The sequence below is a fragment of the Flintibacter sp. HCN-6482 genome (genome assembly GCF_037892565.1).
Lineage (GTDB): Bacteria > Bacillota > Clostridia > Oscillospirales > Oscillospiraceae > Lawsonibacter > Lawsonibacter aceti.
Window position 1 is genome coordinate 896,168 of sequence record NZ_JBBKBK010000001.1, and the last position, 13,652, is coordinate 909,819.

Here is a 13,652-nt window from a genome sequence, read left to right on the forward strand (position 1 = left end):
AAAAAAGCCGTCTGTCAGTACAGACGGCTTTCCCCACATCGGCCCTTAGGCCAGCTTGTTCAGCTTGATGGTCATGCTGCTCTTCTTGTTGGCAGCGTTGTTCTTATGCAGCAGCCCCTTGGCAGCGGCCTTGTCCACAGCCTTGACGGCCACCTTATAGGCGACATCGGCCTCGCTGCGGTTGCCTTCCGCCACAGCGGCGTCAAACTTCTTCAGTTCGGTCTTCAGCGCGGACTTCGCGGCCTTGTTCTGCGCGGCCTTGGCCTGATTGACCAGCACACGCTTCTTGGCAGACTTGATATTCGGCAAACCAAACACCTCCTCCGATCTTATCGTTGATTTGAGCACAGTACGCCTGTGCAGATATGTATTGTACCATCGGTTTTTGAAAAAATCAACTGTTTTTTTCATTTTTTCCAGATTTTTTGGATAGAACGGAATGTGCCGCAAAGACTAGGGGCGCAAAGAAATCATCCGCACAAGATATAGCGTGAAGGAGGGATGGTCATGACTATGCGCCGGACCGACCTGGCCCTGGAAGCCAGAGAGCTGTGGCAAGAGAGCGCCGGAGAGACCACCAAGCTGCCTGGGGTGGAGGCTAGGGATGGAGAACGGGAGGGCCTGCCTGTCACCACAGTGGACATTCTGGACCATGAGGGGGAAAAGGCCCTTGGCAAGCCCAAGGGCCGCTATGTGACTCTCACTCTGGAGAGGTTGGCCAGCCGGGAGGGGGACATCTTCGCCCGCTCGATACAGGCCCTGGCCGCCGAGCTCTCCCTACTGCTGAAGGATATTCCTCCCCAGGGGCTGGTGCTGGTGGCCGGGCTGGGCAACCGGGCCATCACCCCGGACGCCATCGGCCCCAAGGTCCACAACTACACTCTGGTAACCCGGCACCTGGTCCGCCAGATGCCGGAGACGTTTGGCGCCTTCCGGCCTGTGGCCTCCCTGGCGGCGGAGGTCATGGGGACCACGGGGGTGGAAAGCGGCGAGCTGATCCAGTCCCTGTGTGAAAAGATATGTCCCCACTGTGTCATTGCCGTGGATGCTCTGGCCTCCCGCTCCCTCCACCGGCTGTGCCGGACCGTGCAGCTGACGGATACCGGCATCACCCCTGGCTCCGGGGTGGGCAACCACCGGATGGGGCTGGACCGGAAGTCCCTAGGCGTGCCCGTTATCGCCATCGGGGTTCCCACGGTGGTGGACGCCGCCACCCTCGCTGCCGATCTGATGGGCGTGGAAGAACTGCCCGATCTTGGGGAAGGCCGGGACCTGCTGGTCACCCCCAAGGACATCGACAGTCAGGTGGGCGACCTGTCCAAAATCATCGGCTACGCCATCGATCTGGCCCTCCAGCCCGGCCTGACCATTGAGGAGCTGGAGCTGCTCCTGAGCTGACCGCTCCCCCTCTTTCTTTCACAGCTTCTGGGCAAGCCAGATCAGGACCACATTTACCACATAAATCAGAGCCAGCCCTGCCAGCCGCTGCCACTGCTTTTCCTTCACAACGTCCCCCCTTTTCCTCCACGCCTAGTCTACGGGTGGGACAAGGAAGAATATACCGGCCAAAAAGTGGACACACTAGTTCCATGATTGGGAATGTGGATCCCCGGAAAGGATGTGGCAGATATGGTCAAGGGCATCACCCGCCAGGTCATCCTGGTCAAGTCCCCGGACCCCCGGCTCTTTGAGGAGGCCATTTTTATTGTCAAGGAGGAGGCTCTGGCCCGGGAGGGCGTCAGCGCCGACCGGGTCTTGAAGGAGGCCCGTCAGGCGGCGGATGGCTATCTCAAGCAGGGTCGGGCCTGGAACCGGCGGCTGGAGCGGCTGCCCGGTCCCGTCTGGGGAGCGGCGGGGGCCCTTCTGGCCTCTCTGGGCTGGACGGTGTGGCTGTTGCTGCTGTGAGCCCTCTCCCGGCGGCGGAATAGAATGGAGATGGCAGGCCCCCTCCCACTCTCTGCGGGGCAGCCAGCCTCCGCCGCCGGACCGGCTCCGGGCGGACACTCCAAATTGATCCCATAAAGGAGCGTATGTACTTATGTCTGGTATCTGTGGATCCTGCGACTTTTTTCGTGACGGCGGCACTTTGGCCCGCCGGGAAGAGGCCCATCAGATGGGAGAGGGGCTGACCTGCCCTCAGCCTGTGGAGCGCGGCCTATGGCAGAGCCGGCACTGTGTGCTGGTCCACCGCCGGCCGGCGGGTCTGGCGCCCCAGGCCCGTCAGCCCATGGTCCGGGGTTGGGAGGGGGCGGAGTACGCCCTTGTATGGGATGGGGCCCTGACCAACGGCCCGGAGCTTCGCCGGGAGCTGGCGGAAGCCGGTTTTCCCCTTGACTCCCACGATGATACGGAAACTCTGCTTGCCGCCTGTATCCTCTGGGGAGTAGAGACGCCCAGACGGCTGCGGGGCTCCTTTGCCTACGCCTTCTGGGACGGGGGCTCCAGGCGGCTCCTCTGCTGCCGGGACCGGCTGGGAGGGCGGTCTCTGTTCTGGACCTGGGTGGACGGCACCTTTCTCTTTGCTTCCCAGCAGCGGGCCCTGTTCTGTTTCCCCGGTCTGGCCCCTCGGCTGAGTCAGGACGGCCTACGGCAGCTTCTGAGCCTGGCTCCAGTCCCACCGCCCGGCATTGAAATGTTTGAGGGTATCCATCTGCTGCCCCCCGCCTCCCTGCTGATCTTTTCCCCGGACGGGGTCAGTGTCCACCCCTATTGGGCGCTGGAAAGCCGTCCGCACCCCGACGACTACCCCACCACCGCCGCCAGGGTCCGCCAGCTGGCCGACGAGGCTGTCCGCCGGGAGCTGGCCGGCCCACCTGCACTGGGCTCTTTTTTGTCGGGCAGTCTTTCCTCCTCATTTGTAACCGCGGCCGCCGCCCTGGCGTATACTGAGGATGGGCGGCCGCCATTGGACACCTGGTCCCTTCAGCGGAACGGGGAATCCTCCATCCGACAGGTGGCCGATGCCTTTCATACCCGGCACCGCGCTCTGGAGTGTCCCCTGCCCTCCTTGGTCAATTGTATGGAGGAGGAAGGGGAGATTCTGGAGTTTCCCGCCATGGCCCTGTCGGACGCCGGACTGTTCTTTCTCTGCCTCCAGGTCTCCGGGACCTGCCACACGGTCCTCACAGGGACTGGGGGCGGCTGTATTCTGGGCGGCTCCCTCTGGCCGGAGGGGGAAGGCGGGACTTTTCTCCCCCTCCCCCGGTCCACCGCCCTGCCCCTAGGCAGGCAGATCTTTGATCCCGGTCTGTGGCACTCCTCTGGAGTGGAGGAACACGGCAGGGACCACCTGTCCCGGCTCCTAGATCGCTGTCCCACACTGGATGGTGAGAGTCCTCGAGAGACACAGCGCCGCCGGGAGAGCTGGCTGGCCTTCAACTGGCTCCTTCCCGCCCTGCTGGCCCGCAACGAGCGTTTGGGCCGGGCCTCCGGCCTAGACCTCCGCTCCCCTCTGTGCGACCACCTTTTAGTGGAGTACGCCTGGAACATCCCCTGGGCCATGAAGACGGCCAACGGCAGACCCCTTCAGCTGCTGCGGGACGGGACAGAGGACCTTCTCCCCCAGGCAGTCCGGGACCGGGCCGCTCTCCCCCGCATCCTTGCCGCAGAATCCCTGTATGGGCAACTGGTTCGGGCCAGGCTGGCCCGTCTCCTGGACGACACCAACGCCCCGATCCGCCCTCTGGTAGAGGAGCGGGCCCTGCGCCGCCTCCTTATGGAGGATGGCGGCGCTCCCGTGGGCTCCTCCATCCCGAAGGCCCATGTCATGGCCTATCTGGTTCAGCTCAACCGCTGGATGGAGGTATTCCATCTGTCGGTATGACACCGGCGCAACCAATTTTCTTTGCTCTCATTCTTTTCCTCCTTATCCTGGCGCCCCGGTTTTCCGGGGCGTTTTCTTATTTTTCTTTTTAAAACAATTTTAATGAAATCCTCATAATTCCTTTAGAGCAATCGTCAAAACTGTATGATATGATTTGATACAGTTTTAGGGGTAATCCCCCGAAGGGAGCGGATATACGATGACGAACCATATCAAGACGGGACTGTGCGCGGCTGTATTGGTGCTGGCCCTGCTGGCCGCCTATCTCCAGGAGGTGTCCTATCAGGGCGGGGTGCCCGGGACAGGCTCCCCCTCCCCCATTCCCTTTTCCTATCTGGCTCCCGGACGGTAGGGCCTGCTCCGCGGGCCAGCTTTGTCCGCGCTTACAGTATGACAAGGAGGAACATCATGGCAGAGATTTTAACAGTAACAGACCTTCGGCGGGTCTATGGCAAAGGGGCGGCCGCCACCCGCGCGCTGGACGGGGTGTCCCTGTCTCTGGAAGCGGGGGAGTTCGTGGGGGTCATGGGCCCCTCCGGCTCGGGCAAGACTACCCTGCTCAACTGCGTGTCCACCATCGACCGGCCCACCGCCGGCTCCATCGTTATCGACGGCCGGGAGCTCACCGCCCTGCGGGGTAAGGAGCTGGCCCGGTTCCGCCGGGAGCGGCTCGGCTTCATCTTTCAGGACTGCAATCTGCTGGACACCCTGACCGCCGGGGAGAACATCGCCCTGGCGCTGTCCATCGTCAAGGCCCCCGCCCAGGAGATTGACGGCCGGGTGAAGGAGATGGCCGGACTGCTGGGTATCTCCGACTGTCTGAACAAGTACCCCTATCAGATGTCCGGCGGCCAGCAGCAGCGGTGCGCCGCCGCCAGGGCCATGGTCACCCGGCCGGCCCTGGTACTGGCCGACGAGCCCACAGGGGCCCTGGACTCCAAGTCGGCCAAGCTCCTGCTGGACCGGCTGGAACACTTGAACCGGGAGATGGGAGCCACCATCCTGATGGTTACCCACGATGCCTTCACCGCCAGCTGCTGCCGCCGGGTGGTCTTTCTCCGGGACGGGCAGATTTTCCTGGAGCTCCGCCGCGGAGGGGAGGACCGGCGCGCCTTCTTCCAGAAAATCATCCGTGTGGTGTCTGAAATGGGAGGAGAGATGGCCGATGTTCTCTAAGCTGGCCCTTCGGAATGTGCGCCGGTCCTTCCGGGATTATGGGGTCTATCTGCTGACCCTCACCTTCGGCGTGTGCCTGTTCTATACCTTTAATTCCATCGACGGGCAGGGGGCCATGGTCTATCTGGCCCAAAATCAAAATCCCATGGTGGAACCCATCCTCATGCTGATCGACATCTTTTCCGTCTTTGTAGCGGTGGTGCTGGCCTGCCTGATCCTATATGCCAACCGCTTCCTCCTCCGGAGGCGGAAGCGGGAGCTGGGCACCTATCTCCTGCTGGGCCTGTCCCAAGGGCAGGTTTCAAGACTGCTCTTTCTGGAGACCGGAGTTGTCGGGCTCCTCTCCCTAGCCGCCGGGCTGGGTCTTGGAGTGGCCGCCTCCTACGGGATGTCTGCCCTCACCCTGTCCATGTTCGAGATGGATGTGTCCGACCTGCTGGCCATCACCTTCTCCCCGGGGGCGGCGGGCAAGACCGTTCTGTACTTCGGGCTCATCTTCCTGCTGGTGATGCTCTTCAGCGGGGTGCAGGTATCCCGGGCCAGGCTCATCGACCTGATGCAGGGGGAGCGGAAGAATGAGGTGCTGAAGCCCCGCCCCCTGGGAGTGGCCGTGTTCCAATTTCTGCTGGGCGTTGTATTTTTGGCCGCCGCCTATGCCATCCTGCTTACCTTCGGCATGGCCATCGCCGTAGCCGTTCTGCCCATCTGCGTCCCCATGCTGACTCTTGGTACCCTGGGCACCCTGCTCATTTTCCGCTCCCTGTCCGGCTTTGTGTTGAAATTTGTCCAGGGGCGGCCCCGGCTCTACTACAAAAATCTCAATCTGTTTACCCTGCGCCAGTGGATCAGCAAGGTCCATTCCACTTATCTGGCCCAGACCGTGGTGTGTATTCTCCTCCTGCTGGCCATCGGCATCACCGCCAGCTCGGTCGGACTGAACAGCACCATCGAATCCATGACCGGCTATCAGTCCCCCTTCGATATCACTGTCCAGAACCGGAACGCCGACGCCTTGGGTCCTATGGACTTTGACGCCCTGCTGGAAGAACATGGGGTAAACTCCTCCGCCCTTTCCTGGCAGCAGGACACCATTTTTTATTATAATGACGCCTCCGTCACCGGCATTGAGGAGGCCAGCGCCGCCGTCCGGCTGTCCGACTATAACGCCCTGCTGGCCCGCCAGGGAGAACCGGGGTGCAGCGGCCCCCTGCCCCATCTCCAGGAGGGCAGCGACGTGACGCTGACCACCGGGAATCTGGGGTTAAGCTATCTCATTATTCCGGATGAGATGGCATCCGAACTCAAAATACGCCGTCAGGTCTGGTCAGCGGATTACGCCGGAAACCCGGAGGAAACGGAGGCGGAGGTCATGGCCGCCTTGCGCCAGTTCCAGGAGGAAAACTGGTACTTGTCCATCAACAGTCGGCTGACCATCTATCAAGAGGCCATGGGCAACAAGATCCTGGCCCTGTTCCTGGGACTGTACCTGGGCTTTACCTTCCTGCTGGCAGCGGCGGCTGTGCTGGCCCTCCAGCAGCTGAGTCAGGGGGCGGACAATACCGGCCGGTATGCCATCCTCCGCCGGCTGGGGGCCGAGGAACGGCTGGTGGCCCGATCAGCTACCCAGCAGGTGGCCCTGGCCTTCCTGCTCCCCCTCGGGCTGGCCCTGATCCATTCCGCCGTTGGAATGAGAGCAGCCAACGAGCTCATCTCCACCGCCGGGAAGGTGGACAGCGCCGCCAGCAGCGCCGTCACCGCCCTGGTCCTGCTCGCTGTATACGGGGGCTACTTCCTGGCTACCGCTCTGGCCTGCCGCCGGATGGCAAAACAGGCCTGAGGCTGTACAAGAAAGAGGCGATCCACTGACGATGTATCCGCTGTAAATGGGCATATTCCACACTTACGGGGTGAGGTACGCTTTTATTCTTTCGCACCTGTGGGCACGAAACTCTGTGAGGTTTTTTTGATAGTTTGTGGCCCGCCCATGGATATCCATGGGCGGGCCTTTCTGCCTTTCCTTAGTCGAGAGGGGCCTCCATTTCCCTCATGGGCCGCCGGCCGAGGCATTCTTTGCGTTTTAATGCAAAACAGTTGGCTCTCTAGCCATAAAGATTGTATAAAAAAGCTCTATGCAGGCCGGGAACAGGTGACTATAATACGGATGATTATTTTGGCTCCTGTTTGGAGGTATGTGCATGACTAAGGACCTGACCCAAGGCAGTCCCATGGGACTAATCGTCCGATTCGCCCTTCCCACTCTGCTGGGGATGCTGTTCCAGCAGCTTTATAATATGGTGGATACCATGATCGTGGGCAAGCTGTTGGGGGCTTCCGCCCTGGCGGCGGTGGGCTCTACCGGCTCCATCAACTTTTTTGTCATCGGCTTCTGTATGGGGCTGTGCGGCGGCTTTGCCATCCCGGTGGCCCAGCGGATGGGGGCCAACGAGCCCTCCAAGATGAGGCGCTATGTGGCCAACTCCGCCTATCTCGCCGCCCTTTTCTCCCTGTTGCTCACCACGGCCACTGGTCTGCTCTGCCGCACAATCCTGACCGTCATGCGGACTCCGGCGGACATCTTTGACAACGCCTACACCTATATCTTTATCATCTTTATGGGCATCCCCGCCACCATTCTCTACAATCTGCTGGCCGGCATCCTCCGCTCCCTGGGAGACAGCAAGACGCCGGTGGTCTTTCTGGCGCTGTCCTCCTTTCTCAATATTTTCCTGGACTTCGCCCTTATCCTGTGGTTCGACGCTGGGGTGGCGGGGGCAGCCATCGCCACGGTGGTATCCCAGGGGATCTCCGGTGTAGCTTGCCTATGCTACATGGCCAAAAAATATCCCATCCTCCGCATGAGTCGGGAGGAACGGCGGCTGGACGTCCACTCCTGCCGGGTGCTGTGCGCCATGGGAATCCCCATGGGCCTGCAATACTCCATCACCGCCATCGGATCCATTATCCTCCAGTCCTCCGTCAACGCCCTGGGCAGTCTCTATGTGGCCGCCGTAGCGGCCGGAGCCAAGCTTTTTCAGCTGCTGGCCTGTCCCTTCGACGCCATGGGAGCCACTATGGCCACATACTGCGGACAGAACGTGGGAGCCTGCAAGCTGGACCGGCTGGGCCGGGGCATCCGCTCCTGCACGGCGCTGGGGCTGGGCTGGTCCCTCCTGGTGCTGTGCGCCATGCTGGCCTTCGCCCCTCAGTGTGCCATGCTCTTCCTGGACCCCAGTGAGGAACAGTTGGCCCTGCTGGTGGAACTGACCGCCCGGTATACTGTGATCCAAGTATCTTTCTACTTTCCCCTGGCCCTTGTGAATATTGTCCGCTTCTCCATCCAGGGGATGGGCTTCTCCACCTTCGCCATCCTGGCCGGGGTGCTGGAGATGTTTGCCCGGACCGGCGTAGCCACCCTGCTGGTCCCCATCTTTGGCTATACCGCCGCCTGTCTGGCCTCCCCCGCCGCCTGGCTGGCCGCAGACCTGTTCCTGCTTCCAGCCAGTATCTTCTGCATCTCCCGGCTGCGCAAGCTCTACCCCTCTGTCCCGGACAATGAGCGGACTGCCGACCCCGCCCCCGCTCTTCTGTCGGACCCGGCCCGGTAAGAGCAAAAACTTTTCTTCAGGACTTGACACAAGGCTCTATCTATGATACAACAAGTAGCGTTGTTGCTTCAGCACTTTTAAGCGATAAAGTATTTGGGGAGGAACTCCAATGGAAGAAAACCGACCAATGGCCCAGCACGAGCAGGAACAGCTGGAAGCCAAGGCCCAGAAGCTGCTGGAGGAAAAGGAGGCAGAATCCCGCACCCGCTCCTACTCCGGCCCGGCAGGTACAGCAATCACCATCCTTCTGTGTGTGTGGACGGTGTTCCAGCTGTATTACAGCACCTTTGGTGTCATGAGCGCCATCAACCTGCGGGCATTCCACTGTATTTTTCTGCTGGCTTTCACCTTTCTGCTCTACCCCACCTATAAGCGGGAGAGGCGGGTGCGGAAGCTGCCTCCGGTGTGGGACCTGGCGCTAGTCGTGCTCACCGTTCTCACCTTTGGCTATCTCATCTTGAATTATGAGCGCATCGCCCAGAACGGCGGCCGGATCAACCAGTTTGAGCTGATCATCGCCGGTGTGGCCCTGGTGCTGGCCTTTGAGGCTGCCCGCCGGGCCTCTGGCAATCTGGCCATCCTGGCCCTGATCTTCCTGGCCTACAACTGGTTTGGCCAGTATCTGCCCGGTAAGCTGGGCCACAACGGCTTTACTTTGAAACGGGTGCTGTCCACCCAGTTCTGGGGGACCCAGGGACTGTTGGGCACCGGCATCGGCGTTTCCGCCACTTACATCTTCCTGTTCGTGGTGTTCGGCGCCTTCTTGAAGTACAGCGGCTTCTCCCGCTTTATCAATGACTTCTCCCTGACCCTGGTGGGTCAGACCGCCGGCGGTCCGGCCAAGGTGGCGGTCCTCGCCTCCGCCCTGATGGGCATGATCAACGGCTCCGCCATTGCCAACGTGGCCACTACCGGCACCATTACCATCCCCCTGATGAAGCAGACGGGATATAAGAAGGAATTTGCCGGCGCCGTGGAGGCGGTGGCCTCCACCGGCGGTCAGTTCTGTCCCCCCATTATGGGCGCGGTAGGCTTCGTCATGGCGGAATTTTTGAACCTGAGCTACACTGCCGTCATGCTGGCCGCCATCGTCCCCGCCTTTTTATACTATTTGGGGCTGCTGTTTGCCGTCCACTTCGAGGCCAGGCGGCTAGGACTGTCCGGCCTGTCCAAGGAGAACATCCCCGACGCTATGAAGGTACTCCGGGAACAGGGGCATCTGGTGATTCCCCTGGTGGTCCTCATCGCCCTGATGGCCATGGGTTACACCCCTCTATATGCCGCCGTCATCGCCATCTTTGCCACTATCGCCGCCAGCTGGCTGCGGAAGGACACCCGGATGACCTGGTCCAAGATCGTGGCCGCCACGGTGGAGGGGGCCAAGGGCGCTGTTTCCGTGGGTGTCTGCTGTGTTATCATCGGCGTCATCATTGGCACCGTCACCCTCACCAGCCTGGGGTTGAATATGGGCTACCTCATCCTCTCCGTCGTGGAGAACAGCAGCATCTATCTCACTGGTCTGCTGGTCATGATCATGTCCACTATCCTGGGCATGGGCGTCCCCGGAGTGGCCGCCTACGTCATCGTTCAGGCGGTGGCCGTCCCCGTTCTGATCGACGTGAACGTACTGCCTATCTCCGCCCATATGTTCTGCCTTATCTACGCCTGTCTGTCCAATATCACCCCCCCGGTGGCCATGAGCAGCTATGTGGCCGCCGGCATCGCCGGCTCCAACCAGACCAAGACTGGCCTGCTGTCTGTCCGCCTGGGCCTGGTTGGCTTCCTGATCCCCTTCTTCTTCCTGGATAACCCCATCCTCCTCATTGGAGCCGACCCCACCGCCACCATCGCTGGCAGCCTGTGGGCCATGTTCACCGCCTCCATCGGCACTGTGGCCCTGGTGGGCGGACTGGAGGGTTGGTTCGTCCGCAAGTCCAGCTGGCCTGAACGTATCGTCCTCATCGCTGTGGCCCCCCTGATGCTCTATCCCGGAGCGGTCACCGACTTCATCGGCTTTGCCATCCTAGCGGCAGTCATTCTCTTCCAGTTCTTCACCCGCCGCCACGCCCCGGCACAGACTGCCTGAACCTTGTCCCGGACCCCATCTGTTGTTCCTCATCCTCCTGCCACAGGGTGTTGGACATATGAAATCACATCGCAAAGGAGTATTCGAAATGAAAAAGATCCTCTCTCTTGCCCTGGCCGCCGCTATGACCCTTTCTCTGCTGGCCGGCTGCGGCTCCAAGGACAGCGGCAGCTCCACCAGCTCCGCCAACAGCGGCGGCGCCTCCAGTCAGACCACCGGGACCCATGACCCGGTCACCATTAATTTCCCCACTGCCTCCGCCTCCGGCGCCCTATACGCCGTCGGCGCCGCCATCACCAATCTGTGGGATACTGAGATCGATTATGTCAGCGCCTCCAGCCAGGCCTCTGCCGGCGGCATCGAGAACCTGACTCTGGTATCCGAGGGCGAGGCCCAGGTGTCCATTGCCATCTCCAGCAACTGCTACCAGTGCCTCAACGGCACCGACAGTTTCGAGGGTTACGCCTATGACGATCTAAAGGTCATCGCCGGCCTGTACTTTAACCCCAATCAGGTGGTGGTCACCGAGAAGTCCGGCATTACCTCTCTGGCCGATGTGGCCGGCAAGCACTTCGCTGTGGCCGCCGCCGGCTCCTCTGTGGAGGGTGAGTGCCGCAACCACTTCACCGCCGCCGGCCTGACCTACCCCGACGACATCCAGGCCGAATATATCGACTTTACCGCCGCCGCCGATATGCTGGCCAACGGCACTATCGACGGCGCCTGGATTATGTCCGGCGCCCCGGCCGCCGCTGTGTCCCAGGCCCTCTCCTCCGGCTGCAAGCTGCTGAACATCGACGACGCCATCATCTCCTCCCTACAGGAGCAGTACCCCTGGTACGCCCCTTTGACCATCCCCGCCGGCACTTATCCCAACCAGGACGAAGACATCCAGACCTCCGCCATCAAGATGGTCATGTTCTGCCGGGGCGATCTAGATGAGGAGACCGTCTATCAGCTCACCAAGACTTTCTGGGAAAATATTGATAAGTTGGGCGACTCCCAGGCCAATCTGAAGGGTCTGACTCCCGAGGAGGCGGTGAAGGATATCGCCGATCTGCCCCTCCATTCCGGCGCTGAGAAGTACTACACCGAAATCGGTGTGCTGTGAGCTTCTCTATTGGACCGAATAATTTAAATAGCTCCGGGACCTGAACAGGTCCCGGAGCTATTTTTATCATCTTATCCACAGGCCGCCGTTCCCTTTGGCATACCTTATTTTCCCACGCAAAACCGGGAAAAGATGCGGTCAGTGATATCCTCCCGGACCGATTGGCCGGTCAGCTCCCCAAGGGCGGACAGGGCCTCCTCCACATCGGTAAGCAAGGCGTCCGGGGTAATCCCCGCCTCCAGGGCCTCTCGGGCCCGGCCTACCGCCTCCCGGGCCCGACCAGCCGCCTCGGCCTGCCGCTGGTTGGTGAGCATCTGGCCATAAGAGGCATCGCTGCCGCGGGGAAACAGGTATTCCACGGCGGCGGCCAGATCATCAAGGCCCTCACCAGTGGCAGAGCTGACAGCCACCGCGTGGGGCGCTTTTGCGCCGATCACCCCCAGGCTGCTGGCATTGCGGGCCAGGTCCTTCTTGGACACTACCAGTACCCAAGGTTTTCCGGTATCTGAAACGGTCCGCATCAGATCCAGGTCCTCCGGGGTGAGGCGGACAGTCCCGTCCACTATCAGGAGGATGAGCTCCGCCTGTTCTATGGCCTGCCGGGAACGCTCTACTCCCATCCGCTCAATGGGGTCGTCGGTGTCCCGAAGACCGGCGGTATCAATGAGGCGGAGGGTGACGTTGCCCAGTTCCACCCGCTCCTCCACCGTATCCCTGGTCGTTCCCGGAATATCGGTGACAATGGCCCGCTCATATCCCGCCAGCGCGTTCAACAGGGAAGATTTGCCTGCGTTGGGCCGCCCCACGATGGCACAGGGGATCCCATCCCGAAGATAGCGCCCCCTCTGGTAACTGCCTGCCAGCGTCCGGAGCGCATCCTCCTGACCCCGCAAAATCCCATTCAGCTCCTCCAGCCGGAAGGGGTCTATGTCCTCGTCCGGGTAATCCAGTACCGCATGGAAATGGGCCATCACGTCCACTAAGGCGGAATAGATCTCCCCGATCCTTTTGGATAGAGCTCCGGCCAGCTGTCCGGCCGCATGGCGGGCCCCCTCCCGGCTTCTGGCTTCCAACAGGTCGCCCACCGCTTCCGCCTGGGCCAGATCCAGCTTGCCGTTCAAAAAGGCTCGCCGGGTAAACTCTCCAGGCCCCGCCTGACGGGCTCCCTGCGCAAACAGGGCCTCCAGCCCTAGAGAGAGCACCATAGGCGCCCCATGGCAGTGGAACTCAGCGGTATCCTCCCCGGTGTAGCTGGCTGGGCTCAGGCTGTAGGTACACAGCACCCGGTCGATGGGACGGCCCTCCAGGTCCAGCAGGTCTCCATAGACCAGGCAGCGGGGGGCATGATCCGTTAATCCCTTGGGCCCCAGCGGTTTGAAGCACTTTCCCGCAATCTCTACCGCCTGCGGGCCAGACAGGCGGAGTACCCCGATGGCTCCGGAGCCAGCAGGAGTGGAGATGGCGGCTATAGTGTCAGTGTAGCACATAAAAGCCTCCTTCGGTATGCGAGCCGACAGGAAGCGGTCCGCTTCCTGCAAAAACAGACGGCAAGTTTTTTGTCGAATTTTTACCCTTGACAATAATTATGGAAACCAAAATGAATCGTCTGCTCCCCGGCAGTTAACATAACACGTTGTGGAAAACCCTGTGGATAATGTGGACAACCCTTGAAAACAGGGCATACTTTCTTCTGTGAAAATCAAAATAACGGTTTTGCGAAACTGCATATACATCTGCCAAAAAATAACCGGCATCCCTCGGGTCTCGGCGCCCACCTTACCCAAAAATGCAGGAAGACCGCCGCGCCCTGAGCCGGCCACGGTAGCCGGAAGGACGGGCGGCCTTCCTGTC

General features: G+C 61.1%; 11 protein-coding genes. 9 read left to right on the plus strand and 2 right to left on the minus strand.

All coding sequences use genetic code 11. From position 1 onward, the window contains the following. Positions 1–45 precede the first annotated feature (45 nt). Positions 46–309, minus strand: a complete 264-nt coding sequence (gene rpsT / locus WKS99_RS04455) for a 30S ribosomal protein S20 (protein WP_147572797.1) — start codon at positions 307–309, stop codon at positions 46–48. Positions 310–507: 198 nt separating this feature from the next. On the opposite strand from rpsT, the gene gpr reads away from it, so the two are divergent. From gpr to WKS99_RS04500, 9 genes are all read left to right on the plus strand, one after another. Further along, positions 508–1,398: a GPR endopeptidase gene (gpr, locus tag WKS99_RS04460; protein WP_340405395.1), complete on the plus strand. Its 891-nt coding sequence runs from the start codon at positions 508–510 to the stop codon at positions 1,396–1,398. 231 nt (positions 1,399–1,629) lie between these two features. Beyond that, on the plus strand, positions 1,630–1,905 hold the full coding sequence (locus tag WKS99_RS04465; protein WP_147573036.1) for a translation initiation factor 2: 276 nt from the start codon (positions 1,630–1,632) through the stop codon (positions 1,903–1,905). Between the two features lie 133 nt (positions 1,906–2,038). Further along, entirely contained in the window at positions 2,039–3,823 is a 1,785-nt protein-coding gene (locus WKS99_RS04470; RefSeq protein ID WP_340405396.1) for an asparagine synthetase B family protein, read from the plus strand. Between the two features lie 199 nt (positions 3,824–4,022). After that, the gene (locus WKS99_RS04475; RefSeq protein WP_340405397.1) at positions 4,023–4,175 is read left to right on the plus strand and encodes a hypothetical protein; all 153 of its coding nucleotides are present in this window, start codon (positions 4,023–4,025) and stop codon (positions 4,173–4,175) included. A gap of 56 nt (positions 4,176–4,231) precedes the next feature. Further along, positions 4,232–4,999, plus strand: coding sequence for an ABC transporter ATP-binding protein (locus tag WKS99_RS04480; protein ID WP_147572800.1), 768 nt, complete (start codon positions 4,232–4,234; stop codon positions 4,997–4,999). Then, positions 4,989–6,836, plus strand: coding sequence for an FtsX-like permease family protein (locus WKS99_RS04485; RefSeq protein ID WP_340405398.1), 1,848 nt, complete (start codon positions 4,989–4,991; stop codon positions 6,834–6,836). Before WKS99_RS04480 ends, WKS99_RS04485 begins: the two co-directional genes overlap by 11 nt. Before the next feature lie 358 nt (positions 6,837–7,194). Beyond that, positions 7,195–8,604, plus strand: coding sequence for an MATE family efflux transporter (locus WKS99_RS04490; protein ID WP_240288710.1), 1,410 nt, complete (start codon positions 7,195–7,197; stop codon positions 8,602–8,604). Between the two features lie 109 nt (positions 8,605–8,713). Further along, positions 8,714–10,690 carry a TRAP transporter permease gene (locus tag WKS99_RS04495; protein ID WP_147572817.1) on the plus strand — a complete coding sequence of 659 codons (1,977 nt, stop codon included), beginning with the start codon at positions 8,714–8,716 and terminating at the stop codon, positions 10,688–10,690. An 88-nt stretch (positions 10,691–10,778) separates the two neighbouring features. Beyond that, on the plus strand, positions 10,779–11,801 hold the full coding sequence (locus tag WKS99_RS04500) for a TAXI family TRAP transporter solute-binding subunit (protein WP_240288714.1): 1,023 nt from the start codon (positions 10,779–10,781) through the stop codon (positions 11,799–11,801). A 104-nt stretch (positions 11,802–11,905) separates the two neighbouring features. On the opposite strand, the gene mnmE is transcribed toward WKS99_RS04500, so the two are convergent. After that, positions 11,906–13,288 (minus strand): tRNA uridine-5-carboxymethylaminomethyl(34) synthesis GTPase MnmE, encoded by a 1,383-nt coding sequence (gene mnmE / locus WKS99_RS04505; protein WP_147572821.1) that lies wholly within the window; start codon positions 13,286–13,288, stop codon positions 11,906–11,908. Between the last annotated feature and the right edge of the window lie 364 nt (positions 13,289–13,652).